At 64.4% G+C, this 24,566-nt stretch carries 28 protein-coding genes; 21 read left to right on the top strand and 7 right to left on the bottom strand.

All coding sequences use genetic code 11. The annotated features are described in order from the left end of the window. Positions 1 to 94 precede the first annotated feature (94 nt). The 5 genes from DSC91_RS19240 (at position 95) to DSC91_RS19220 (ending at position 2,018) form a co-directional block, all read left to right on the top strand. A complete protein-coding gene (locus DSC91_RS19240; protein WP_115780416.1) occupies positions 95 to 364 on the top strand; it encodes a hypothetical protein in 270 nt (89 codons plus the stop codon). A gap of 21 nt (positions 365 to 385) precedes the next feature. Further along, positions 386 to 610 (top strand): hypothetical protein, encoded by a 225-nt coding sequence (locus DSC91_RS19235; RefSeq protein WP_115780415.1) that lies wholly within the window; start codon positions 386 to 388, stop codon positions 608 to 610. A 78-nt stretch (positions 611 to 688) separates the two neighbouring features. Then, a complete protein-coding gene (locus DSC91_RS19230) occupies positions 689 to 886 on the top strand; it encodes a hypothetical protein (protein WP_115780414.1) in 198 nt (65 codons plus the stop codon). 157 nt (positions 887 to 1,043) lie between these two features. Then, positions 1,044 to 1,352 (top strand): hypothetical protein, encoded by a 309-nt coding sequence (locus tag DSC91_RS19225; protein WP_115780413.1) that lies wholly within the window; start codon positions 1,044 to 1,046, stop codon positions 1,350 to 1,352. Positions 1,353 to 1,514: 162 nt separating this feature from the next. Continuing rightward, positions 1,515 to 2,018, top strand: coding sequence for a M48 metallopeptidase family protein (locus tag DSC91_RS19220; RefSeq protein ID WP_115783344.1), 504 nt, complete (start codon positions 1,515 to 1,517; stop codon positions 2,016 to 2,018). A 50-nt stretch (positions 2,019 to 2,068) separates the two neighbouring features. Here the strand turns inward: DSC91_RS19220 and DSC91_RS19215 are convergent, their stop codons facing one another. Further along, the gene (locus DSC91_RS19215) at positions 2,069 to 4,393 is read right to left on the bottom strand and encodes an FdhF/YdeP family oxidoreductase (protein WP_115783343.1); all 2,325 of its coding nucleotides are present in this window, start codon (positions 4,391 to 4,393) and stop codon (positions 2,069 to 2,071) included. Between the two features lie 170 nt (positions 4,394 to 4,563). On the opposite strand from DSC91_RS19215, the gene DSC91_RS19210 reads away from it, so the two are divergent. The 4 genes from DSC91_RS19210 (at position 4,564) to DSC91_RS19195 (ending at position 8,414) form a co-directional block, all read left to right on the top strand. Further along, positions 4,564 to 5,997 (top strand): aminotransferase-like domain-containing protein, encoded by a 1,434-nt coding sequence (locus DSC91_RS19210; protein ID WP_115780412.1) that lies wholly within the window; start codon positions 4,564 to 4,566, stop codon positions 5,995 to 5,997. A 66-nt stretch (positions 5,998 to 6,063) separates the two neighbouring features. Continuing rightward, positions 6,064 to 6,372, top strand: coding sequence for a helix-turn-helix domain-containing protein (locus tag DSC91_RS19205; RefSeq protein WP_115780411.1), 309 nt, complete (start codon positions 6,064 to 6,066; stop codon positions 6,370 to 6,372). A 312-nt stretch (positions 6,373 to 6,684) separates the two neighbouring features. Next, on the top strand, positions 6,685 to 7,815 hold the full coding sequence (locus tag DSC91_RS19200) for a BMP family ABC transporter substrate-binding protein (RefSeq protein ID WP_115780410.1): 1,131 nt from the start codon (positions 6,685 to 6,687) through the stop codon (positions 7,813 to 7,815). A 50-nt stretch (positions 7,816 to 7,865) separates the two neighbouring features. Continuing rightward, the gene (locus DSC91_RS19195; protein ID WP_115780409.1) at positions 7,866 to 8,414 is read left to right on the top strand and encodes a nucleoside deaminase; all 549 of its coding nucleotides are present in this window, start codon (positions 7,866 to 7,868) and stop codon (positions 8,412 to 8,414) included. A 2-nt stretch (positions 8,415 to 8,416) separates the two neighbouring features. Here DSC91_RS19195 and DSC91_RS19190 read toward each other — a convergent pair whose 3' ends face one another. Then, positions 8,417 to 8,962, bottom strand: a complete 546-nt coding sequence (locus DSC91_RS19190; RefSeq protein ID WP_115780408.1) for a lysozyme inhibitor LprI family protein — start codon at positions 8,960 to 8,962, stop codon at positions 8,417 to 8,419. Positions 8,963 to 9,292: 330 nt separating this feature from the next. Between DSC91_RS19190 and DSC91_RS19185 the strand changes: the two genes are divergently transcribed. Continuing rightward, positions 9,293 to 10,231 carry an SH3 domain-containing protein gene (locus tag DSC91_RS19185; protein ID WP_115780407.1) on the top strand — a complete coding sequence of 313 codons (939 nt, stop codon included), beginning with the start codon at positions 9,293 to 9,295 and terminating at the stop codon, positions 10,229 to 10,231. Positions 10,232 to 10,405: 174 nt separating this feature from the next. Here DSC91_RS19185 and DSC91_RS19180 read toward each other — a convergent pair whose 3' ends face one another. Beyond that, positions 10,406 to 11,269, bottom strand: a complete 864-nt coding sequence (locus DSC91_RS19180) for a LysR family transcriptional regulator (protein ID WP_115780406.1) — start codon at positions 11,267 to 11,269, stop codon at positions 10,406 to 10,408. A 95-nt stretch (positions 11,270 to 11,364) separates the two neighbouring features. Here DSC91_RS19180 and DSC91_RS19175 point away from each other — a divergent pair, with 95 nt between their 5' ends. From DSC91_RS19175 to DSC91_RS19125, 11 genes are all read left to right on the top strand, one after another. After that, positions 11,365 to 11,931, top strand: coding sequence for a DUF4865 family protein (locus DSC91_RS19175; RefSeq protein WP_115780405.1), 567 nt, complete (start codon positions 11,365 to 11,367; stop codon positions 11,929 to 11,931). Then, a complete protein-coding gene (locus DSC91_RS19170) occupies positions 11,928 to 12,164 on the top strand; it encodes a hypothetical protein (RefSeq protein ID WP_115780404.1) in 237 nt (78 codons plus the stop codon). The genes DSC91_RS19175 and DSC91_RS19170 overlap by 4 nt, the downstream gene beginning before the upstream one ends. Before the next feature lie 114 nt (positions 12,165 to 12,278). Next, positions 12,279 to 14,588 (top strand): putative bifunctional diguanylate cyclase/phosphodiesterase, encoded by a 2,310-nt coding sequence (locus tag DSC91_RS19165; protein ID WP_115780403.1) that lies wholly within the window; start codon positions 12,279 to 12,281, stop codon positions 14,586 to 14,588. 295 nt (positions 14,589 to 14,883) lie between these two features. Beyond that, positions 14,884 to 15,072, top strand: a complete 189-nt coding sequence (locus tag DSC91_RS19160) for a hypothetical protein (protein WP_054043350.1) — start codon at positions 14,884 to 14,886, stop codon at positions 15,070 to 15,072. A gap of 271 nt (positions 15,073 to 15,343) precedes the next feature. Beyond that, on the top strand, positions 15,344 to 16,744 hold the full coding sequence (locus DSC91_RS19155) for an FAD-containing oxidoreductase (protein ID WP_115780402.1): 1,401 nt from the start codon (positions 15,344 to 15,346) through the stop codon (positions 16,742 to 16,744). A 142-nt stretch (positions 16,745 to 16,886) separates the two neighbouring features. Further along, complete coding sequence (locus DSC91_RS19150; protein WP_115783341.1) at positions 16,887 to 17,225, top strand: cupin domain-containing protein; 339 nt, start codon at positions 16,887 to 16,889, stop codon at positions 17,223 to 17,225. Positions 17,226 to 17,363: 138 nt separating this feature from the next. Further along, a complete protein-coding gene (locus DSC91_RS19145) occupies positions 17,364 to 17,681 on the top strand; it encodes a hypothetical protein (RefSeq protein WP_115780401.1) in 318 nt (105 codons plus the stop codon). Between the two features lie 99 nt (positions 17,682 to 17,780). Next, entirely contained in the window at positions 17,781 to 18,167 is a 387-nt protein-coding gene (locus tag DSC91_RS19140) for a DUF488 domain-containing protein (RefSeq protein WP_115780400.1), read from the top strand. Positions 18,168 to 18,355: 188 nt separating this feature from the next. Then, positions 18,356 to 18,931 carry a TMEM175 family protein gene (locus DSC91_RS19135; RefSeq protein ID WP_115780399.1) on the top strand — a complete coding sequence of 192 codons (576 nt, stop codon included), beginning with the start codon at positions 18,356 to 18,358 and terminating at the stop codon, positions 18,929 to 18,931. A 2-nt stretch (positions 18,932 to 18,933) separates the two neighbouring features. Further along, complete coding sequence (locus DSC91_RS19130) at positions 18,934 to 19,734, top strand: hypothetical protein (RefSeq protein ID WP_175171779.1); 801 nt, start codon at positions 18,934 to 18,936, stop codon at positions 19,732 to 19,734. Positions 19,735 to 19,766: 32 nt separating this feature from the next. Then, positions 19,767 to 20,255 carry a metallophosphoesterase family protein gene (locus DSC91_RS19125; protein ID WP_115783338.1) on the top strand — a complete coding sequence of 163 codons (489 nt, stop codon included), beginning with the start codon at positions 19,767 to 19,769 and terminating at the stop codon, positions 20,253 to 20,255. Between the two features lie 182 nt (positions 20,256 to 20,437). Here the strand turns inward: DSC91_RS19125 and proP are convergent, their stop codons facing one another. From proP to argA, 4 genes are all read right to left on the bottom strand, one after another. After that, entirely contained in the window at positions 20,438 to 21,940 is a 1,503-nt protein-coding gene (proP, locus tag DSC91_RS19120; protein WP_229758052.1) for a glycine betaine/L-proline transporter ProP, read from the bottom strand. Between the two features lie 582 nt (positions 21,941 to 22,522). Next, positions 22,523 to 22,780, bottom strand: a complete 258-nt coding sequence (locus DSC91_RS37545) for a hypothetical protein (RefSeq protein ID WP_162831441.1) — start codon at positions 22,778 to 22,780, stop codon at positions 22,523 to 22,525. Positions 22,781 to 22,802: 22 nt separating this feature from the next. Then, on the bottom strand, positions 22,803 to 23,078 hold the full coding sequence (locus tag DSC91_RS19115; protein WP_054043359.1) for an oxidative damage protection protein: 276 nt from the start codon (positions 23,076 to 23,078) through the stop codon (positions 22,803 to 22,805). 99 nt (positions 23,079 to 23,177) lie between these two features. Beyond that, a complete protein-coding gene (gene argA, locus DSC91_RS19110) occupies positions 23,178 to 24,566 on the bottom strand; it encodes an amino-acid N-acetyltransferase (protein ID WP_115780398.1) in 1,389 nt (462 codons plus the stop codon).

Below are 24,566 nucleotides of genomic sequence, written 5' to 3'. Positions count from 1 at the left end.
GCACGCACCTGGTCCGCGCTGCGCTCGCCGGCGGGATCCGTGTCGATCAGGAATTGCATGCTACGATTCCTCGACGATCACGATGGAGACAGCCATGTGGGACAAGATCGAACACAACGGATACGAAGTCTGGGTCCTGCCAATCCTTGCATACGGTCCCCCGGCCCCGATCACTTTGTGGCATTACTCGGCGTACATCTGTCGCCACGGTTCCGATGCCCACCTCGCAGGGCAGAGCATTCGCTTCCAGGAACTTGTCGCCACTTTCGGCAGCGAAGAAGCCGCCCGTGAGGCCGGGTATGTCGAAGGCAAGCGGCGCGTCGACACGATGCAGGAAGTCGGCTCGGATGCCGGCAACGGTTGATCACCGCTCGGGTTGTCAAACATGGAACTCTGGATTCAACCATGCGCGCAATGCGCTGATCTGTATGGGCAGTCGGCGATTGCGACTCCGCACGACGACCTCACGCCCAACGGCGTCGGCCTCGTGAAGGATACGCGAGCTGAAGAGCACTACACCTGCGTGCGGTGCGGCGCCGTGTTTGCGCGCATTCTCGCAGGTGCACCCACGCGGCAGATCTGGATGCTCCTGAACGCGGGGCAGCACTGATTCTCTTGCGCCGTAGAGGCGGCTTGCGGATAGTATCGGTCGTACGGGGATTCCTCGAAGATACCGACGGAGGCCGCTATGTGGACCTGTCGAAACTGCAATGTGTCGTTCGACTTTGATCGCACCGTACCGGAAGTCGACGAACAGGGATTCTTTTTCCTTTGTCCCGCCTGTGACTACCGCAACAAGCTGGTGGATACCGGCCCAGACGCGGCGGGGCGCCCGAAGCTCGTCCAGAACGACGACAGCGTCTCGCCTAACGACGAGTCCGACTGAAGGCAACGCTGCCCGGCACGTGTGCGGGTCATCGCGCTCGAAGCGCGGCGCGGCGCGGCGCCGTGGCGCATGATCCGGCAAGCAAGTTGGCTGGTGTATCAGGAAAAGAAGCAGCGCATAATGCTGACATCCCTTTGTCAGAACGATGGAGGCCGATATGGCTACGTTTGCTGTAGACGCCATTCGCATCAACCCGGCCAACGACAGGATCACCCACGTGCGTTGGGCTCCCGTCGACCCGGCAACGCGTGACTGGTTGTCGCCCACGTCGATTGTCGAGGTGTCCGAAGTCGTGGCCACCATCCGTCGGGGGAATGCTGTTTGGTCCCTTTTTACGCTCGGCGGCGTACGGTTTCTGGGGCCAAAAATCGTGTCTGTCGCGCACGCCGACGGTCGCGACGGGATTGACACGGATGTTCCCGGCGAGCACGTCGAAAAATGCATTGACGACCTGCCGCACGTTTGATCGCGTACATTCGCTCAGGCGGACCTTGGCGTACCGGCCGCTCCCGTAGCGGCCCGGATAATTGCGCGGTTGCGCAGAACCTCGCCAAGCAGCGCTCGCGTCCCACTGTTTCCGCCGCGACGCATGCAACCCGCGCCGTCGCCATTCGCAAAGCACACCGTCATGCACCACCTGAAATACCTGACCGGCTACCCAGCCGGGCTGCACGAGAAAGTCAACAAGCTGATCGCCGGCAACCAGCTCGGCCACTATCTCGCCGCAAGGTACCCCGGCACGCACCAGGTGCAAACAGACCGGGCCTTGTACGAGTACTGCGCGGAGCTCAAGCGCGAACACCTTCGCAACGGCGCGCAAATCGACAAGGTCGCCTACGACAGCAAGCTCGACGTCGTGCGTCACGCGCTCGGCCTGCACACGAGCATCTCGCGCGTGCAGGGCGGCAAGCTGAAGGCAAAAAAAGAAATTCGCATCGCCTCGCTATTCAGGGACGCCGCGCCGGAGTTCCTGAAAATGATCGTCGTGCATGAACTCGCCCATCTGAAGGAGAGCGACCATAACAAGGCGTTCTACCGCCTGTGCGAGTTCATGCAGCCGGGCTATCACCAGATCGAATTCGATCTGCGCCTGTATCTGACGCACCGCGATCTGACGAAAAACCAGGCCTGAGCGTCGAGGTTCACTCCGGACACACGCAAAGCAGGGCCGCCGGCCGGCCGTCAGGCAGCAACCGCTTCCACCGTCTCGAGCGCCGACGCCGTCAACAGGACCGGAATCGACTTCGACGTCGGCGTTCCCGCGCCGTCGGCGACCGAAGACAGCGGCACCAGCGGATTCGTCTCCGGGTAGTAAGCGCCGAGGCAACCGCGCGGAATGTCGTACTCGACCAGCAGGAACCCGGCCGCGTGGCGCTCGATCCCGTCGGCCCACACGCTCGTGATATCCACGCGCTGGCCCGCCACGAAACCCAGCATCGCGAGATCGTCCTTGTTGGCGAACAGCACGCGCCGCTGCCCATACACGCCGCGATACCGGTCGTCGAGGCCGTAGATCGTCGTGTTGTACTGGTCGTGCGAGCGCGTCGTCATCAAGGTCATCAGACGCTTGCCGTGCGCTGCGCGCGCCTGATGAATCGGCGTGTCGACGTCGATCGCATGCACGAGGAACTGCGCCTTGCCGCTCGGCGTTTTCCAGATGCGCTCGCGCGACGCCACGCCCAGGTGAAAACCGCCCGGGTTCCTGAGGCGCTCGTTGTAGTCGTGAAAGCCGTCGATCACTTTCGCGATGCCGTCGCGAATCAACGCGTAGTCGGCCGCATGGGCAAGCCAGTCGACCTTGGCGCTGCCGAGCGTGGCCTGCGCCATGCGCGCGACGATGGCGATCTCCGACAACAGATTCTCCGAGGCCGGCTTGTTCATGCCATACGAAATGTGCACCATGCTCATCGAATCCTCGACGCTCACGCCTTGCGCCACGCCATTCTGCAGATCGATTTCGGTGCGGCCGAGCGTCGGCAGAATCAGCGCGTCGCGGCCGTGCACGAGGTGGCTGCGATTCAGCTTGGTCGTGATGTGCACGGTCAGCTCGCACGAGCGCATGGCTTCCCACGTGCGCGGCGTGTCCGGCGTCGCGATCGAGAAGTTGCCGCCCAGGCCGATGAACACCTTGACCTTGCCGTCGAGCATCGCCTGGATCGTGTTGACGACGTCGAGTCCGTGCTCGCGCGGCGGCTCGAAATCGTAGACTTCGCCGAGCCGGTCGAGAAACGCCTGGGTCGGCCTTTCTTCGATGCCGACCGTGCGGTCGCCCTGCACATTCGAGTGTCCGCGCACCGGGCACAAGCCCGCGCCGCGGCGGCCGATATTGCCGCGCATCATCATCAGGTTCGACAGGATCTGCACTGTCGGCACGGAGTTCTTGTGCTGCGTGAGGCCCATGCCCCACGTCGAAATCACCGCGCGTCCCTTCACATAGATGTCGGCGAGCTTCAGCACGTCGTCGAACGGCACGCCCGATTCGGCGACGATCGTGTCCCAGCTTTCGGCGCGCAAGTCGTCGGCGAAGGCGTCGAAGCCGACCGTGTGTCCGGCGATGAACGCGACGTCGAGCACACGTGCGAGACCTGAGGCCAGCGCTTCGTCGTCGAGTTCGATCACGCGTTTGGCGACGCCCTTGATCAAGGCGAAATCGCCGCCGATTTTCGGCCGGATGAACACGGAGCTGATCTTCGTGCTGCCCATCGTGATCATTTCCACCGGATGCTGCGGGCTGGCAAAGCGTTCGAGGCCGCGTTCCTTCAGCGGATTGATCGACACGATGGTCGCGCCGCGCTTCGCGCACTCACGCAGTTCGCCCAGCATGCGCGGATGGTTGGTCGCCGGATTCTGGCCGAAGATCAGGAGCGTATCGGCGTGTTCGAAGTCGTCGAGCGTGACCGTGCCCTTGCCGATCCCGACCGTATGCGGCAAGCCGCGGCTGGTGGCTTCGTGGCACATGTTCGAGCAGTCGGGGAAATTGTTGGTGCCATACAGGCGCACGAACAGCTGATACAGGAACGCGGCTTCGTTGCTCGCGCGGCCCGAGGTGTAGAAGGCGGCGCTGTCGGGATCGTCGAGTCGCTTCAGGTGATCGGCGATCAGGTCGAAGGCTTCGTCCCAGCCGATCGGCACGTAGCGGTCGCGCATGGCGTCGTAGACGAGCGGGTCGGTCAGACGGCCATGTTGTTCCAGCTCGAAATCCGACTGCGCCATCAGTTCTTCGACCGTATGTTGCTCGAAGAACGCCGGGCTCACGCGCTTGCTGGTTGCCTCGGCGGCGACGGCCTTGACGCCGTTTTCGCAGAACTCGAAGGTCGACGCGTGCTCGCGGTCCGGCCACGCGCAACCCGGGCAGTCGAAGCCGTCCGGCTGATTCTGCTTGAGCAGCATGCGGTAGTCGCCGCCCGTCACCTTTTCCTTGAGCAGGTTGATGGCGACGTATTTGAGCGCGCCCCAGCCGGCGGCGGGGTGCGTGTACGGTTCAATGCGAGCTTCGGGTTTCTTCATGATCTTGCCGCCGGATGGGGCTTGGACGAGGTTTTTATGCCGATGCATGGAAGCCTACTGTGTTCCAAGTGCAGTGCAGCATACAGAAAATCGGAAAGCGGAGGAGTACAGTTGTGGGAAATTTGTCATAGACTGGCGTTCCCGCCCACGCCTTCGTCTGAGCCAGGTCCTTGAAACTCTACGAAAAACTCGCCGACGACATGACCGAAGCCGTGCGCCGCGGCGTGTTCGCGGCGGGCGAACGGATTCCATCGGTGCGACAGGCGAGCCTGCAGCATGGCGTCAGCATCAAGACCGTGCTGCATGCGTACGCGTTGCTGGAAAGCCGGGGGATTGTCGAGACCCGGCCGCAGTCGGGCTATTTCGTGCGCGACGCGCTGGCGACGGCCGCGGCGCTCGACGAGCCGCGTCTGAGCCGTCAGCCGGCGGTTCATACACCACCGGTGGCCGCCGCGGTCGACGTGAGCCGCCTCGTGCTGTCGACCCTGCGCAGCATCCGCGCGCATGACGCCGTGCCGCTCGGCTCGCCGTACCCCGATCCGTCGCTGTTCCCGTGGCGGCGCATCAACCAGTATGCGAATGCGATCGCCCGGCGTCACGCGAGCTGGAATCTGATCGACGACCTGCCGCCCGGCAATCCCGAGCTGATCCGCCAGATCGCGCGGCGCTATGCCGAGAATGGCGTGCCGGTCGATCCCGGCGAAATCATCATCACGCTCGGCGCGACGGAGGCGATCAACCTCAGCTTGCAGGCGGTCGCAAGGCCGGGCGACACGGTCGCCGTCGAGTCGCCGACTTACTACGCGATGCTGCACGCCATCGAGCGTCTCGGCATGCGCGCCATCGAAGTGGCGACGCATCCAGTCCACGGCATCGACATCGAGGCGTTGGCCGAGGTCATCGCCCGGCAGAAGATCGCCGCATGCATGGTGATGCCGAACTTCCAGAATCCGCTCGGTTTCCAGATGCCCGACGCGCGCAAGCAGCAACTGGTCGAACTGCTCGCCGCGCACGAAATTCCTGCCATCGAGAACGACGTCTATCAGGAGTTGTACTTCGGCGAGGCGCGGCCGTCGACGTTGAAGAACTTCGACACCAAGGGACTGGTGCTGCATTGCGCGTCGTTTTCGAAGAGCCTGACCGCGTCGTACCGGATCGGCTGGGCCATGCCGGGGCGCTACCGCGCACAGGTCGAGAAGCTGAAGTTCCTCAACACGCTGACTACGCCTTCGGTGCCGCAAGTCGCGGTCGCCGATTACCTTCGGCAGGACGGCTACGACCGGCATCTGCGGCACCTGCGCAAGCTCTACCGGCAGCAGGCGAGCATCATGATGGCGATGGTGCAGCGGTTTTTCCCGGCCGGCACGCGCATGTCGACGCCGCAAGGCGGCTACGTGCTGTGGGTGGAATTGCCCGAGCGTGTCGACTCGATGCGGCTCTATCAGGCCGCGCTCGCGCGCAGCATCACGGTCGGGCCGGGCATGATGTTTTCGATGCGCGACGATTTTCGCCATTTCATCCGGCTCAATTACAGCTATCCGTGGACGGCGCAGACCGAGGCGGCATTGAGGACGCTGGGTGAACTGGCGGCGCAGATGGCCTGATGGGGCGGAGCAGGGCCGGGTTGGGTTGGACCGGCAGGGCTTTAAGAAAACGAGGAGACATTCACGATGGAAGACGACGAACTCGATCCGGTGCTGGTCGCCATACTGGCGCAATTGTGGCGCGCGTATCGGGAAACGCCGGGCGGCGCGTGGTCGCTCGCCAAGCTTTCCAAGCAGGCGGACGTGCCGATGAGCGCCTTGCGGCGGCAACTGACGGCGCTGGCCGACGGCGGTCTGGTGGACACCACATTCAACGAAGAAGGCACGGGAACGGCGCGCCTGAGCGAGATCGGCCAGGGCTTGTGCGCGGAGCTGTTCGGCGAGGGCGGCGCGCCTGACGACGAGCAGGCGGACCCGCCGCCGCAAGTTCATTGAGCGAGTGCTGAGTGTGGCGCGAGGATGACGGCTGCGCTCTCGGCGTCCGGCTGTCATGGGCGCTTTGTGCGCTTGCCTGATAAGGACATCGTGCCTGCACTGAGCACTTGCCGTACCACTTGCCGATGCACTCGCGCGACGGCTGGAAGCTGTTCTCCGCTCACCAAAATACCGGATTCGTTATGGACGAGATAACGAATAATAATTTTTCCGCTGAAATTGACCTTCGAATATGACCCCCTATGCTGGAGCCTTGCTCGGGACAGTCCCGAGTACTGTGGCAGGCACCTGGAAACCATCTTCGGAGAATTCATGAAAACAAAGCTGGCGCGAGTGCTGCATCACTCATTGCGCATCAAGACCGTCCGCACTGTTCTTGCAGCGGCGTTCGGCGCGTCGCTCGCGTTCGGCGCCGGGGCGGCCGCCGCCGCGACTGCGCAGCCGCTCGGCATCGCCTTCGTCTACCTCGGCAATCCGGGCGACGCCGGCTGGACCTACGCGCACGAGCAGGGCGTGAAAGAGGTCGAGGCGAAATTCGGCGACAAGATCAAAGTGACGCGTGTCGAGAACGTGCCGGAGTCGGCGGATTCGGAGCGTGTGTTTCGCGATCTGGCGTCCAAGGGCAACAAGATCGTGGTCGGGTCGAGCTTCGGTTTCCAGGATTTCGAGCTGAAGGTCGCGAAAGACTTCCCGGACGCCGTGTTCGAACATGCGACCGGCTACAAGAAGGCCGCCAACTTCGCCACCTATGACGTGCGGACCTACCAGAGCGCCTACCTGGCGGGGCTGGTCGCCGGCTATACGACGAAGTCCAACACGCTCGGCTTTGTCGGCTCGGTGCCGGTGCCGGAGGTGGTGCGCAACATCAACGCGTTCACGATGGGCGCGCGCTCGGTCAACCCGAATGCGCGCGTGAAGGTCGTGTGGATCAACAGCTGGTTCGACCCGGGCCTCGAAAAGCAGGCCGCCGAGACGCTGATCGGCCAGGGCGCCGACGTGCTGATCCAGAACACCGATTCGACGGCGACGATGCAGACGGCCGAGCAGAGGAAAGTGCATGCATTCGGCTGGGACTCCGACATGAAGAAGTTCGGACCGAACGCGCAGTTGGGCGCGTGCGTGAGCAACTGGGGCGTGTACTACACGCATCTGGTGCAGCAGGTGATGGCGGGTTCCTGGAACAACTCGCCCGTGTGGTGGGGGCTGAAAGAGAAGGCGATCGATCTGGCCAACATCAACACGGAGGCGGTGTCGCCGACGGCGCAAAAGGCCTTGAGCCAGAAGCGCGACGACATCATCTCCGGCAAATTCAATCCGTTCGCCGGGCCGATCGCGGATCAGTCCGGCGCCGTGAAGGTGGCCGCGGGCAAGTCGTTAAGCGATGCGGAACTGCTGCGTTTGAACTGGTTCGTGCAGGGCGTCGACGGTTCGCTGCCGAAGTAATACATTGATTGGTTTGCCTAACTATTATTAAAAATTAAAGGAGATCGCCCGTGAGTCTTACCGTCTCGAGCAACACTGGCGCCGCCGGCGTGGCGGCGGCCTATCCGCCGCAGGGTTTGACGCCGACGCACGAGCAGGTCGTGCGTCATCTGCGGCATTCGAGCCGGGTCGCCGAGCGGGCGACGCTGCTGGGGCACCACCCGTTCGGCGCGGTGCTGGTCGGCCCGGATCAGGAGACCGTGTTGATGGAGCAGGGCAATGTCGACACGGTGAATCACGCCGAGTCTGTGCTGGCTCGCGTGGCGGCGTTGAATTTCACGCCGGAGTACTTATGGAGTTGCACGCTGTACACGTCGGTCGAGCCTTGCTGCATGTGTGCCGGCACGATGTATTGGGCCAATATCGGCCGCGTCGTGTTCGGCATGACCGAGAAGCGCCTGCTGGAGGCGACCGGCGCTCATGCCGAAAATCCCACCATGAGCGTGGATTGCCGGTATGTGTTCGATCATTGCCAGAAGCCTGTCGAGGTGATCGGCCCGGTGCCCGACGTGGAGGATGAGGTGATGGAGGTTCAGCGGAGGTTCTGGAGCGGCAGGTAGCGCTACCGCACGTCCGCCGGCGCAAGCATCGCCAGTCCGCAGAACCAGTCGCCGCCGTGTGGCTGATATTTCCACCGGCTGTTGTTCTCCTTGATCACGGTGGGACACTGTTCGTTCACGACGAGCCCGGGGTCCGCCGCGGTGCACCGAAGCATCGCGATCTCGGTTTGTTGTAGCGCGGGCATCGGCGCCTTACGCGGAGTGTCCGGTGCGGCCGGCGTTCCCGCTTGCATGCTTTCGATCAGCCGCTGCAGTTCCTCGATCCGCGTCGAATACCACGTCCCCAGACACTCCGCATCGCGGCAATTCGCTTCCCGCCACGCCCACTTGCTGTCGCTGTCCGTGAGGAACGCGCGACGGTTGACGACCCGCCGCCGCGCTTTCCAGTACAGTTGCCCAAGCGTGTCGTCGAGCTTCGAGAGCGCTGGGTCGTTGCAGATCATCCGTTCAGTGAGCGAGCGTCCCCTGGTGCAGTCGAAGCTGGTGGCGTGAGCGGGCAGATGCGCGAGCATGAGCGCGGCGACAAGAATTGGGCGGAAAGTTTTCATGGTGCTCCCGGCAGTGCATGGGTTTCTCATGCACTGGATGATCGGCCGAGTCGCTGGAACACAGATGCCCGAAAACAGCGTGAGTTCGGGTAGGTGATTACCAAATCTTGCCTTGCGCGGGGCGCGCTGGAATGGGTAGGGCAAGTCCGCAAGCATTTGCCGGGTGGTGTCGGGCATGGGCATTGCTGACGCGGAAAAGCAGGCGCCCTGCCGTCCATGCCATGTGTGGCGACGGCCAGGCTCGACGCATTCACGCGTGCGTGCAGGTAGGCACGCTTGCCGGCGGTAGCGGCACGCACGCAAACGCGGGACATAAAAACGGGACAAAAAATGAAACAGCACCTCGTTCGATGCATATACGCCGCGGTTGGCTTGCTGGCCCTGCCAGCAGCGGCGTCCGCGCAGTCGCAGGCTTATACGAACGGCACGGTCAACGTGCGCGCCGGGCCGGCTTCGGACTATCCGGTCGTGACACAGTTGCCGGGCGGTGTCCCCGTTAGCGTGATGGGTTGCATCAGCAGCTATCAATGGTGTGACGTTGCCGCGCCGAACCTGCGCGGATGGGTGTATGCGGGGAGGCTCAGCTATCCCTATCAGGGCAGCAATGTGCCGGTGATGAGCTACGGCACGGTGATCGGGTTGCCGATCGTGACGTTCTCGATCGGCACTTATTGGGGCAATTATTATCGGGGCAGGCCGTGGTATGGCCAGCAATCGCGCTGGGCCCATCATCCGCCCCCGCCACCGCCGAGACCCGGTGCCGGACGGCCGCCAGGGTGGCGGCCATCAGGCGGCCCGCCGCCGGGGAATGCGGGTGGGCGGCCGCCGGGAGGTCAGCCACCGGGGAATGCGGGTGGGCGTCCGCCGGGAGGTCAGCAGCCGGGGAATGCCGGCGGGCGGCCGCCGGGAGGTCAGCCACCGGGGAATGCGGGTGGGCGTCCGCCGGGCGGGCAGCCGCCGGGGAATGCGGGTGGGCGGCCGCCGGGAGGTCAACCACCGGGGAATGCGGGTGGGCGGCCACCGGGCGGGCAGGCACCGGGGAATGCGGGTGGGCGGCCGCCGGGCGGGCAGCAGCCGGGGAATGCCGGCGGGCGTCCGCCGGGCGGCCAGCAGCCGGATAATGCAGGCGGCCGTCCACCGGGAGGTCAGCAAGGCGGCGGGAATAACCGCCCTCAAGGCGGGCCTCAACAGGGTGGCGGCGGCCGACCTTCGGGCGGAGGAGGGGACAGCGGAGGCGGAGGCAACCGGCCCCCGGATCAGCGCGGCTGATCGCGTTGACGCCTCAGGTGACGAGGGGCAGGCACCTCGACTCGTGTGAGCTGGAATCAGGGTCGGGATTCGGGGTCCTCATCGCCGCAAAGCACGAGCGGCACCCGGCCAAGGCAGCTCGCTGCGACGCGCTCGCTATCCCGCGTTGGCGACGCGGTGAGCCGGCGCGTCCCTTCAGTACGCCGCGTTAAGAAACGCCGAACTGACCGCTCGCAACGTTTCCTGCGAGCGAGGGTCGCTCAACCGCGTATGCAGGACCACTTTGGAGGTCGGCAGCGTCGGCAGGCCGAGCTGCTCGCCGACCTCGACCGCTCCCGCCGGCGCCACGCGCTGCGCCAGCGCGGCCACGGCGAGCCCCGCGCTGACGGCCGCGCCGACAGCCATCACACCGCCGCCGACGAACACCTCGGTCCACGCGATCCCGGCCGCGTCGAGCGCGTCCGTGGCAATCGCGCGGATGCCGCACGGTGCGGCGAGCGTCGCCAGCTTCAGTGGCTGCCCCTCGCGATGCTGCCAGCCCGGCGCCGCGAACCAGCCCAGCCGTTCCTCGGCCAGCAGCTGTCCATCGCGGCGATCGCCCTCGCGACGGCCGATCGCCGCGTCGACTTCACCCCGCTCGAACCATGCAAGCACGTCGCGTGACGCGGCAATGCGCACCTCGATGACAAGCAGCGGATCGTAAGCGGCGAGCCGGCCCAGCAACGCCGGCAGATTGGGCCCCGCCACGTGGTCGCTGATGCCGAGCTTGAGCCGGCGCTCCGGCGCATCGGCGGTTCCCGCCAGTGCGCGCTCGTGAGCCAACAGTAGTTGCCGGGCCGCGCCGATGAAGGCATCGCCGCGCGCCGAGAGCCTCACGGCGCGCGGTGTACGCTCCAGCAAGCGGTAGCCCAGACGCGCTTCGAGCCGTTTGAGCTTGAGGCTCATTGCGGCCTGCGAGGTGTCCATGACTTCCGCGGCGCGCGTGAAGCTGCCGAGATCCGCCACTAGCACGAAGGCCTGAATCGCATCCAGATCGAGAGGACGGGCGAGGGTGCTCATATCAAAACTTTATCGCAGATATAAATCACCATATCTTGATGTAATGATCGAGCCGGCGCAAGCTTATCCTCAGTCGAAACCACAAGGAGTTCGCCATGCTTGCCAAACAGTATTCGCACCGTCTGCCGTCCACCTATGACATGGGGATCATTCGCGAGCGCGCGACGCAGCGCGGCCCGTTGTGGGACGCGACCGAAGGGCTGGGATTCAAGGCTTTCGTCGCCCGTGAACGGGGCCGCTTCGGCGCCACCGCGAACGTGTATTCGGCGGTGTATCTGTGGCTCGACGCGGAGCAGACCGCCGACTTCTTCATGGGCTCGCGCTTTCAGAACGTGATCGACGACTTCGGCCGTCCGGACGTCGAAACCTGGCTGCCGCTCGATGCCCGCAAGGGGCCGGCGCAAAAGGCGCTCGCGTTGTATCGCGAGGAGCAGCCGATCGGCGAGCAGGACAACCGCGCCGAGCTGCGCGCGGCGCTGGCCGAGGAGAACCGCCGCATTGCGGAGCAGGACGATACGGTGGCCGTGGTCTCAGCGCTCGACGTCGCCAACTGGAAGCTGATCCGTCTCACGCTGTCGGCGGCGGCGCCGGTCGCCACGGCGGGCCGCACGGTCTACGAGGTGCTGCACCTCGCGCGGCCGGGCATCGCGAGCCTGACGTGAGTGCGTGCAGTACGCCCGGGTGCGGCACGTTCAACCGCGGCACGTCCAATGGCAGGGCGGGCGAAAGCGGTTCGACAGCCGCGCCGGCAGTCCCCGATTCACGCGCGATATCCGCGCCGCTCGACGCCCGTGTGGCGCTGTTCGCACATCTGGCGGGGCTGGCGCTGACGACGGCCGCAATCGTCGGAGTCACGGTGTTAATGGTGCAGACGCTGCATTCGCTGACCCGCTAGCCGTCCGGCGCACGCCTTTTGCGCGAAGCAACGCGATTTAAGTGCGCCGGCCTCGCGTAAACCCCGGTGCGCCGCGTACACTAACCTGCCGATGTGGGGTTAGGGGGCGCACAAATGACACGCGAAGCGACATCAGATTGCACGCAGGGAGCAGCGCCAGAGGGCACCCGCTACGGGGCGGACCGGGCCGAGGGGGTGCTGGCGTCGGAGCGGACGGTGTTGCGGCTGATTACCCGCAACACGCCGCTGCCGGAATTGCTCGATGAGGTATGCCGCCGCGCGGAAGCGCTGCTGGGCGATGGTGCGACCTGTTCGATCCTGCTACTGGATGCGGACGGCGCACGCGCGCGCGTGGGCGGCGCGCCTTCGCTGCCGGCGCACTTCAGCGCCGCGATCGACGGCGTCCCGATCGGCCCGCGAGCCGGGTCCTGCGGCACCGCGATGTACGAGCGGCGCATGGTTGCTGTCGAAGATATCGAAACCGATCCGCTGTGGGCCGATTTCCGGCACCTGGCGTTGCCGCTCGGTTTGCGCGCGTGCTGGTCGGTGCCGTTTGAAAACGATGCCGGCAAGGTGCTGGGCGCGTTCGCGGTCTATCACCGTACGTCGCGCCGGCCGAGCGCCGAAGAAGCGGCGATGCTTCACGACATCAGCCACAGTGTCGGGCTCGCCGTCCATCAGGATGCAATGGCGCGGCGCCTCGCGCACAGCGAGGAGCATCACCGGCTGGTTGTCGATCATCTCAACGAAGGCATCATCGTGCAGTCGCGCGACGGCGTGGTGCTGGCCTGCAATCCGAGTGCGCAGCGCATTCTGCGGGCGAGCCCCGATCTGATCGGCCACGACATTCTGACGGTGATGGTGCGCGCGTATCACGAGGACGGTTCCGTCGTCACCGACGCGGATCGTCCGACCAGTCAGGTGCTGGAAACCGGCAAACCCAGGCTCGGCGTCACGATGGGTCTGGAGCTGACCGACGGCGATGTCGTCTGGATTACTGAGAATGTCGTGCCGATCATCAAGCCGGGCGACAGCGAGCCCAGCTCGGTGCTGATCTCGTTCACCGACATCGGGCCGGTGCGCGAGGCGCAACAGCAGCTCAAGTTTCTGGCCACGCGCGATCCGCTCACGGGCCTCTACAACCGCGCTTATCTGGCCGAGCGAATGCGCGATCTGTTCGCCCCGGGCGAGGTGGCCGGCATGGGGGAACTGGCGCGGGTCGCCGTGTTGTTCGTCGATCTGGACGGTTTCAAGAAGGTCAACGACACCGCCGGTCACGAGGCCGGCGACGCGCTTCTGTGCAGCGTGGCGGAGCGGCTGTCGGCGTGTGTCGCGCGCGACGATACGCTCGCGCGCGTGGGCGGCGACGAGTTCGTGATCGTGGTCAGCGCATACGAAAGCACGGGCCGGCTGATCGCGCTCGCCCAGCGCATTCTCGACACGATCGCCGTACCGTTCGCGGTGGCGGACAACGAGTACTACATGGGGGCGTCGATCGGCATCAGTCTGTTTCCCGAGGACGGTCAGGACGTGCCCACGCTGATGCGCAACGCCGACTCGGCGATGTACCACGCGAAACAATGCGGCCGCAACAATTTTCAGTTCTTCACCGCCGAGCTGAATCAGCATCTGCAACGCCGCTTCATGATCGAGCAGGCATTGCGGCGCGCGCTCGCCACCGACGAACTGAGCCTCGTGTATCAGCCGATCGTCGACAGCCAGGACGGCCGCACGATCGGCGCCGAGGCGCTGCTGCGCTGGTACAACGCCGAGCTGGGCAATGTCTCGCCGGCGGAATTCATCCCCGTGGCCGAAGACGCCGGCCTGATCGTCGAGATCGGCGCCTGGGTGCTGGCGCGGGCCTGCGAGCAGGTCGCGCAATGGCGGCGCACGCTGGCGCCGGATTTGATCGTCGCGGTGAATCTGTCGCCGCGTCAGTTCAAAGGCGGGCTGGTGGAGCGGATCGAGCGCTGTCTCGAACAGTCCGGGCTCGAGCCGGCGGCGCTCGAACTGGAGATCACCGAGCGGCTGCTGATGAGCGACAGCGACGCCGTCCTGCCGATGCTGAGCGCGTTGAGCGCGATGGGCGTGCGCATTTCCGTCGACGATTTCGGCACCGGTTATTCGTCGCTGTCGTATCTGAAGCGGTTTCCGCTGCATAACCTGAAGATCGATCGCTCCTTCGTCGCCGGCTTGCCGGATCATCGCGATTCGATCGCGATCACGCAGGCGGTGGTGGCGATGGCCCATTCGCTCGGCATGAACGTCACGGCGGAAGGAGTGGAGACCGCCGAGCAGGCGGCGTTTTTACGCGGAATCGCTTGCGACAAGCAACAGGGGTATTTTTATAGCCGGCCTGTGGGGGCAAGCGCTTATGCGCGTAGTTTGCATGACGCGCAGGTGGGGTTGGCCAGCGCTTCATAAACGCCCTCCGGCGTTTCCGGGCGCGGGCGCGGCTATGGCTGCGGCTACGCCTACAGCTATGTCTATGGCTGCGGCTACGGCTACGGCCACAGCCACATCAAACCCATTTCACCGGATGGGTTAATGCGGCAGTCGGCTCCCACTGCTGCAGGCGTCCGGATTCGATTGTTCAGTTTCGCAAACAAGTGCCTTCGCGTTCCCGGTATTTATCCGCGCCTCCGGTCTCCCTAAAATTCTCCCATCGAAATGTATATTCCGCGCCATGCCGAAACGGCCCAGCGCGATGGGAGCCGTTATGCCAGCCTTGATTCAAAACCAGCTCTATCGACCGGCGGTGATCCTGCCGATGGTCGCCCTCATGCAGGTGATGGTGTCGCAGGATTTCAACCTCGGCCAGGTCGGCTGGGTCGTCGCGGCACGCGGTGCGCAGGCCGCGCTGCAACGTTCGCGCGAATTGATCTGCGCCGTGCATTGCCACGCCTGAACACAACCAGGCGCGATTTCCAACAATCGGTTGGCACCGGCTTCGGGCGCAATTCCCAACAATCGGCCAGCGTCGGCCTATCGGCGGAGCGGAAACAGATTGCCGGCCGGCGCGGTGACTTCGCAGAGCGCAACGGAGCGCACGAGAACGCACGAGCACGGGCGAACAAGGCGTCCGGAGGCAACTTAAGGCAGCACAAGGCAACACGAGGCAACACGAGGCGCTGAGGGTAAGATGCTACGACCTGCACCCCAGCCTCGGGAGATCTGCCATGCCACAGCACTTCGACGCAGTCGTGATCGGCACAGGACAAGGCGGGGCGCCGCTTGCCGTCCGTCTCGGCCAAAGCGGCCGTAAAACAGCGGTCATCGAACGAGGGGCTTTCGGCGGGACCTGCGTGAATGTCGGCTGCACACCCACCAAGTCTTATGTGGCCAGCGCCCGTGCGGCCCACGTGGCGCGCCACGCCGCGGACCTGGGCGTGCAGGTGAGCGGCGCGGTCAGCGTCGATCTGGCAGCCGTCAAGGCGCGCAAGGACAGGATCATCGGCCAATCGCGCGACGGCGTCGAGAAATGGCTGCGCGGCACGGCCAACGTCACCGTTTTCACCGGCCACGCGCGCTTCACCGGCGCGCATACGCTCGCCATCGGCGGCCCGGACGGCGTGGTGCGCGATGAACTCAGCGCCGACGAAATCTTCATCAATACCGGCACGCGCGCAGTCGTGCCGCCGCTCGACGGGCTTGAGCGCATTCGCTACTACACCAATTCCAATCTGCTCGAACTGACCGAATTGCCGGACCACCTGGCGATTGTCGGCGGCAGCTATATCGCACTCGAGTTCGCGCAGATTTTTCGCCGTTTCGGCAGCCGGGTGACGGTGCTGGTGCGCGGCGGGCGCGTGCTCACGCGCGAGGATGCCGACTTCGCCGACTCCGTGCAGAAGGTGCTGGCGCGCGAGGGGATCGAGTTTGTCTTCGGCGTGCAGCCCTCGCGGGTCGAACCGCATCCGCATCACGAGAACGAGGTGTGCATCGGCTTTGAGCAGAACATTCCCGCGCTCGAAGCGTCGCACCTGCTGTTCGCCACCGGACGCGAACCGAATACCGACGACCTCGGCCTCGACGCCGCCGGCATCGAGACGGACAAGCACGGCACGATTCCCGTCGACGGCCAGTTGCGCACCAACGTGCCGGGCGTCTGGGCGATCGGCGACATCAACGGACGCGGTGCCTTTACCCACACTTCCTATGATGACTTTCAGATCGTCGCCGCCAATCTGCTCGACGGCGGCGCGCGCAGCGTCGATACGCGGATCATGACGTATGCGGTATTCGTCGACCCGCCGCTCGCACGCGTCGGACTCTCGGAGGCCGACGTGCGCAAAACCGGCCGCGACGCGCTGATCGCCACCATGCCGATGACGCGGGTGGGCCGCGCGCGCGAACGCGGCGAGACCGACGGCTTCATGAAGGTGCTGGTCGACGCGCAGAGCAGGCAGATTCTCGGCGCGGCGATCCACGGCATCGAGGGCGACGAAGCGCTGCACACGTTCGTCGACATCATGACGGCCGGCGCGCCGTATCCGACCTTGCAGTACGCCATGCACATTCATCCGACCATCAGCGAGCTGGTGCCGACTTTGCTCGACGGACTCAAGCCGATGAAATGAACGGTGTTGCCGGTGGCAAACCAACCGGGTGGCGAGCATGGCCGGAGAAACTGCGCGGCGAAAGCAGGTAACGAGCATTGCCGGAGAAAATGCGCGGCGAACGCAGGTGACGAGCACGGCCGGAGAACAAGCGATGAAACGCATGATCAGCAGCGGCAACCTCTTCGATCTCAGCGCGCCGTCAGGTCCTGACGAGCAGATCGACGCGCTCGTGGAAGACGCCGGCGTGAGCATCGAGAGGATCGTCTCGCGAGGGCACGCCAGCCCGCCGGGCTTCTGGTACGACAGTCCACGGGCCGAGTGGGTCGTGCTGCTGAGCGGCGCGGCGACGCTCGAATTCGAAGGCGAGCGTGAGCCGCATCCGATGAAACCGGGCGACCACGTGTTGATCGAAGCGCATTGCCGGCACCGGGTGGCATGGACGAGCGACGTGGAGCCGAGCGTGTGGCTGGCGGTTTACTACCCTGAGGTTTGCCGCTGACCGATCACCAGCCAACGCCGTCTCGCGCCAAACGAACCCTGACAGCGCAAGACAGCTCGATACGCGCTGACCGATCGCCGAGATCACGGCGCGCTAACTGGATTAAACTCGAACTGGCACGTATCCTGGAGCGAGATCATGACTGATGCCGACCCCAACAGCACTTTTCGCGGTCTTCCGTTGACCCCGGAACAGGACGCGGAAGTCAGACACTACATCAAGAAACAGAAGCAGCAGGGCGCGCCCTGGAACACGCCGGAACTGGCGTCCATGCTTCGCGACATGCTGGAGCCGCCGGGCGACGACGAGGCGGAATTCGATCCCGTTTTCGACGAAACGAAAGCAGCGGCGGAACGTGCCGCCGCGTCGATCGACGAGGCGATGGACCCGATCGAGGCGAGCGAAGAGCGGAATGCGGCCATGGAAATTGAGGCGATGAAGGGCCTGAGACGTTGAGCCGCAGACGTCGCAGCTGGATCGCGGAACCACTGACGAGCGGCGCGTATCGACCCGACTGGGGAAGGTCGCGAGTTCACCACGAACTGGGAAAAAAACATGAGCGTTAGCATCGTCCAGCTCGGGTCTCCGAGAGCGCCCGACGAAGGGCTGCGTATCGGCACCGTGCGGCGACCGCCGCGTGGCGTACCCCGGGCGGAATTCGGCGCCCGCGACTATTACGATGTGTGGCTGCCCAATCTGTCGCCTGACGCGGAGTTGGTCAAACAGGCAAAGGCGGTGACGAGCGATGCCGAGTGGGCCGCGTTCGCAAAAAAATTTCGCGCGGAGATGAATGGTGGCGATGCCAGCAAGGTGTTGGACCTGCTTGCCGCCTTGTCGAGAACGGCAAACTTTTCCGTCGGTTGCTATTGCGAGGACGAGAGCCGGTGCCATCGCAGCATTCTTCGTCAGTTGTTAAGCGAGCGGGGTGCGCTGATAAGGTGAGGCGCGCCTGCGCCGCCGGCCGGCATTCGACAAGTCCCGTGGTCATCGCCGATAATCGGCGGCGTGCGGATTTGCCTCGCCGGTCCCGCATACGGCGAGTCCGGCGGGTAAGGGTAGGCAATGGCGGTGCGCCACGCTCGCAAGCACAGGTCTTCACAATCGCGACTACACAATCAGGAAACCGACCGATGGGCAAGGGACGCGTCGAAGCCTTCAGCGATGGCGTGATCGCCATCATCATTACGATCATGGTGCTCGAATTGAAGGTGCCGGACGGCTACGATCTCGCCGCGCTGCGCCCCGTGATCCCCGTGTTCTGCGCCTACGTGCTGAGTTTTATCTACGTCGGCATTTACTGGAACAATCATCACCACCTCTTCCATACCGTGCAGAAGGTCAACGGCGCGGTGCTGTGGGCGAATCTCCACCTGCTGTTCTGGCTGTCGCTGCTGCCGGCGGTCACGCATTGGGTCGGCGAGAATCATCTCGCCGCCTGGCCGACCGCGATGTACGGCGCCGTGCTGTTCATGTCGGCGATTGCGTATTTCATCCTGACCCGTGTGCTGATCCGCGAGCACGGCAGCGAGTCGACGATCGCCAAGGCGGTCGGCAACGACTTCAAGGGCAAGGTTTCCGTCGTCATCTATCTGGCGGGCATGGCGCTGGCATTCGTGCAGCCGTGGCTCTCGGCGGCGCTCTATACGCTGGCCGCGGCGTGGTGGCTGGTGCCCGACCGCCGCATCGAACACCTGATGGAAGCGTAAGCATGTTGCTTGCGCTCAAGCTCGCGCTGGTGCCGGGGTTTCTCGCCGCGTTGACCATGGCCGGGCGTGTGTGGGGACCGTCGGTGGCGGGATGGCTGGCGGGGCTGCCTGTCGTGGCCGGACCGATCGTGTTGCTGCTCGCACTGGAGCGCGGGCCGGCGTTCGCCGCGCAGGCGTCGGCGGCGTCGATCGCAGCGATTGCCGCGTCCGAGGCGTTCAATGTTGCGTACGCGTGGACGTGCCGGCGCTCAGCATGGCCACTCGCGCTGGCGGCCGGGATGCTTGGATGGGGCGGCGTGGCGCTGCTGCTGACGCATTTGCCGGTTGGACTGTGGTGGGCGGTGGGGGCGGCCTGTGTTGCCGTTGCCGTTTCGCAAAGCGGCCTGCCGCGCGTCGCGGGTCACGTGCCGGCGGCGCGCGTCGGCCTCGGCGACCTCGCGCTGCGCATGCTCGCCGGCGCGCTGCTGACGGTGGCGGTGACGACGCTGTCCGCGTCGATGGGGGCGACGTGGAGCGGGCTGCTGTCGGTGTTTCCCTTGCTCGGCATCGTGCTTGCCGTGTCCGCCCAGCGTGCGCATGGCGCGGACTTTGTCGCGCTGTTGATGCGCGGCATGGTGATCGGGCGCGGCTCGTTTGCGGCGTTCTTCGCCGTGACCGCGACGATGTTGCCGCACTACGGCGTGTGGCTGAGCTTTGCGTGCGCGGCAGTGGTGTCGATGGCGGTGCAGGGGGCGACCAGGCGCTTGCTTCGCGCGAAGCGGCCGGTGCGGGTTTTGACGCGTCAACCCACCGCTCCGCTGTAGGCAGACTCACACCGTTGACTGATACTGGCATGATGACCTCGCGCATCCCATCCTCCGTCGCCACCCGAATCGGGTTGATCTCCGATACGCACAACCTCGTGCGCCCCGAAGTGCTGCAGTACCTCGCAGGCTGCGACGCGATCATCCACGCGGGCGATATTTGCAATCAGACGGTGCTCGATGCGCTCGCGCGGATTGCGCCGGTCACCGCGGTGCGCGGCAATAACGACATCGGCGAGCCGGTCGCTTCGCTGCCGACGCACGTCAAGCTGACCGTGCAACAGGTGACGATCCTCGTCGTGCACGACATCGCCGACGTGGCTGGCGATCCGCGCAGCGAAGGCATCGGCGTGGTCGTGACGGGACACTCGCACAAGCCTGCGATCAGTGAGCGCGACGGTGTGCTGTTCGTCAATCCAGGCAGCGCCGGACCACGCCGTTTCAAGTTGCCGATTTCCGCCGGCATGCTCGTTATCGAAGGCGCGCATGTAAGCGCGACGTTCGATTCCCTGGTGACATGAAAAACGGGCCGGCATATCTGCCGGCCCGTTTGCGGACACGCTAACGTGAATTGTCGCGGTTGGCCGCCGCCCGTTACTGCGGGGCGATATGCGGGTGATCCGTGTGCAACTTCGGCGGTCAACTGCCTCGATCAACTACCGCGATCAACCACCTCGACCAACTACCGCAGCACACCCCAGCATCAGGCACGCGCCGTAGCCGCGGCAGCGTAGCCTTCATCCATCTCCGCCGCTTCACGCTCGCCGCGCAGCACAGCATGCGCTTCCGCACGCGTCGCGACGCACGGACCCGAGCCGAGCAGCGGCTTGCGAGCCGTTTCGCGCAGCGCGATCACCGACACGATACCGATCAACGACGCGCCCATCAGGTAGTACGCGGGCATCATCAGATTGCCGGTGCTGTCGACGAGCCATGCCGTCACGAGCGGCGTCGTCCCGCCGAACAGCGAGACCGAAATATTGAAGCCGATCGCGAGCGCACCATAGCGGATCTTCGTCGGGAACAGCGCCGGCAGCGCCGACGGCATCACGCCGGTAAAGCACGACAGCAGCACGCCGAGAATCATCAGTCCGCCGAACACCGGCAGCACCGTACCCATGCGGATCAGCAGCAGCGCGGGAATCGACAGCACGAACAGACCCACGCAACCGAACAGCATCACCGGTTTGCGGCCGATCGTGTCGGACAGGCGGCCCGCTGCCAGCGTCATCGGCATCATCAGCACCATCACGAGCAGCACGAGGAAGAGACCGTGCGTTTCGTTGAAGTGCAGCGTGGCCGACAGATAGCTCGGCAGATACGAGAGCGCCATGTAGTCGGTGACATTGAAGATCAGCACCAGGCCGACGCACAGCAGCAGCGGTTTCCATTGCTGCATGAGCAACTCGCGGAAGGATTGCTTCGGCAGCGCTTTGTCTTCGGCTTCACGTTGCTCGGCTTGCTTCCTGAACGCGGGCGTTTCTTCGAGCTTCATCCGGATGTACAGGCCGACCAGACCCAGCGGACCCGCGATCAGGAAGGGCACACGCCAGCCCCACGAGAGCAGCGCGTCGTTCGAGAGCGTCGCCGTCAGAACCGCGACCGTACCCGCGCCGAGCACATAGCCGATCAGCGTGCCGAACTCGAGGAAGCTGCCCATGAAGCCGCGGCGCTTGTCCGTCGAGAATTCGGCGATGAAGGTCGCGGCGCCGCCGTATTCTCCACCCGTCGAGAAGCCTTGCACGAGGCGCGCGACCAGCAGCAACACCGGCGCGAAAATGCCGATCGTCGCGTAGCTCGGAATCAGGCCGATCGCGAAGGTGCCGAGCGCCATCATGATCATGGTCATGGCCAGCACCCGCTGACGGCCGATGCGGTCGCCCAGCGGCCCGAACACCATGCCGCCGACCGGCCGCACGAGGAACGCCGCGGCGAACGTGCCGAAGGTGGCGATCAGCTGGGCGGACGGGCTCGACGACGGAAAGAACACTTTGCCGAGCGTGACAGCGATGTAGCTGTACACGCCGAAATCGAACCATTCCATCGCGTTGCCGAGCGCCATCGCGCCGACGGCCCGCTTGAGGAGAGATTTGTCGACGACGGTGATGTCGTCGAGCGAGAGGCGTTGTTCTTCTTTGTGGTGTCGCCAGAAGCCGTTGCTGGAAGCGGTCAAGGTGAAAACTCCAATGACTGCGACGAAACTCATGAAAACGCGCATGAACGTTCCGCCACGGGTGCTGGGGAAGTGCCGTTTCGCGAGCAGAGCAAAGGCATCTCTTTCACCCACAGGCGATAGAGAAAAGGGGCGTGAAAAGAAAACAGAACGCCCGTGCCTCGCGAACGATTCGCAAAAAGACACTCGTCTAGATTGTGCTGACGGTTGCATCTGCGTGGCCGTAGAAGGGGGGCAGATGCATGAGGACGCCGGGGTGGCTGGAAGCTGGCCCATGCGCCGCTGAAAGGCTTGAAACGAAAAAGGCCGGTGCTGGATCGCCGCTCGCGATGTGAGTCGCGATGTGAGCTCAAGCGGGGAAACGACCGACAAGCCTTCTTGTATAAAAACTGTCCCATTCAGCGTGGCGGCGTGCGGAGAAAAGACACGGCGAGCCAGCTTGAAAAGAACGCGACTGAAGGTGAAATGCAGGTGAATTGCTGTTGGAACGATGAACATGATAGCACGATGACGGATGATCGCGCAAACCCGGGCTTCGGTCAGCAGCTTGGGAAGGGTGCTCAATCCCTTGCGTGGCGGGGGATCCAGCGGATTGCGGCGGTATGGAAAAGAGGCTTAAAAGTGGCCGGAAATGGTCCGGTTAGTGAATTTTGCAGGGGCTTGAAAGCGGGGAAAGGTGTAACTGAAAGCCGGCGATTTAGCGGCCACAGGCTCGGCAAAAATGCGGCGCGTCGAGTGGCGAACGCGGCGATGAAAACCGGGCGTGTCCAGCAGCGAGAAGCGCGGCAAGCAGGCGAAAAGGGGGAAAAGGGCGAAAAGGGCGAAAAAAATCCGCGCTCGCGGCGCGGATTTTTCATACGGCTGACCGCCCATACCGGCGTGCGGCCGAAGGCGCTTACTCGGCTGCCGGCGGGACGTAGCCCTGTGCCGTATCGGCGCCTTCGCCGAAGAAGAACTTTTCGGTCTGCTTCATCAGATATTGGCGCGCGCGCGGATCGGCCATGTTCAGGCGGTTTTCGTTGATCAGCATGGTCTGCTGCTTCAACCAGGCCTGCCAGGCTTCCTTCGAAATGCTTTCGTAGATCCGCTTGCCGAGTTCGCCCGGCAGTGGCGGGAAATCGAGGCCTTCGGCTTCCTTGCCGAGCTTCGCGCATTGAACCGTACGAGTCATGCTGTGCTTCTCCTTTGTCGACCGGAGTGAGTGCGTCAGCACTTACTGCGGTCCCATAAAAAAATAGTTACGGTGGGCAGTCGCTTTATATGGGGTTGCTCAGAGCTGTTTCATCAGCACGAGCGACTTGCGCTGCCAGTTATAAAGTCGGCGGCGGTCTTCCGGCAGGTCGTCGACCGTGACCTTGACGAAGCCGCGTTTGAGGAACCAGTGTTCGGTGCGCGTGGTGAGCACGAAAATCCGCGTGAGGCCGCGTGCCCGGGCGCGCTGTTCGATGCGTTTGAGCAGGCGCTCGCCGTCGCCGGTGCCTTGCGCTTCAGGCGCGACCGTGAGGCACGCCATTTCGCCGATGCGCTCCTGCGGATAAGGGTACAGCGCTGCGCAGCCGAACAGCACGCCATCGTGCTCGATCACCGAGAAATGGTCGATGTCGCGTTCGATCTGGTGGCGGCCGCGCCGCACCAGCGTGCCGTCGGATTCGAGCGGCTCGATCAGCGAGAGAATGCCGCCGACGTCGTCCGGCGTGGCTTCGCGCAGGCTTTCGAGATTCTCGTACGAGATCATCGTGCCCACGCCGTCGTGCAGGAACAGTTCGAGCAGCAGGCTGCCGTCGAGCGCGTAGGGGATGATGTGGGCCCGCGCTACGCCGCCGCGGCAGGCGCGGATCGAATGCTTCAGATAAAAACCCGCGTCGCCCGTGACTTCGCCGCTTTCGTGCAGCTTGTAGGCGTCGTCGAGCGACAGTTCGCGAATCAGTTCGGGCCCGTCTTCGCCGGTCCCCATGAGGCCCGGCGTCTCGGTCAGGAACACGATCTTGTCGGCGCGCAATGCGATGGCCGCCGCCGAAGCGACGTCTTCCATCGACAGATTGAATGCTTCGCCGGTGGGCGAGAAGCCGAGCGGCGACAACAGCACCAGCTTGCGGCTCGCGAGCGAATGGCGGATCGAATCCGCGTCGATCTTGCGCACCACACCGGTGTGGGCGAAATCGACGCCGTCCAGAATCCCGACCGGGCGCGCCGTCACGAAGTTGCCGGACACCACGCTGATGTGCGCGTGCGCCATCGGCGTATTCGGCAAGCCCTGGCTGATCGCCGCTTCGATATCCAGACGCACTTCGCCCGCCGCTTCTTTCGCGGACTCCAACGCGCGCGCGTCGGTAATGCGCATGCCGTGCGAGAACTCGGATTCCACGCCGTGCAGGCTCATCTGCTCTTCGACCTGCGGCCGCGAGCCATGCACCAGGACGATCTGGATGCCCATGGCCTGCAGCAGCGCGATGTCGGACACGAGCGCATTCAGGAGCCCCTGATGCACCACCTCACCGCCGAAACCGACGACGAACGTCTTGTTGCGGAACGCATGGATGTACGGGGCGACTGAGCGCATCCAGTCGACGAATTGCGCGTGCTGGGCGAGATCTTCCGTTGTTCCGGCGGGGGCCGGAACGCTCGCGGGCGCGGGGACGAGGTCGGTTTGGGAATTCAT

This window comes from Paraburkholderia caffeinilytica, from assembly GCF_003368325.1.
In the GTDB taxonomy this organism is placed as follows: domain Bacteria; phylum Pseudomonadota; class Gammaproteobacteria; order Burkholderiales; family Burkholderiaceae; genus Paraburkholderia; species Paraburkholderia caffeinilytica.
Note: the sequence above shows the minus strand (reverse complement) of the source record. Positions and strands in the feature narration are given on the sequence as shown.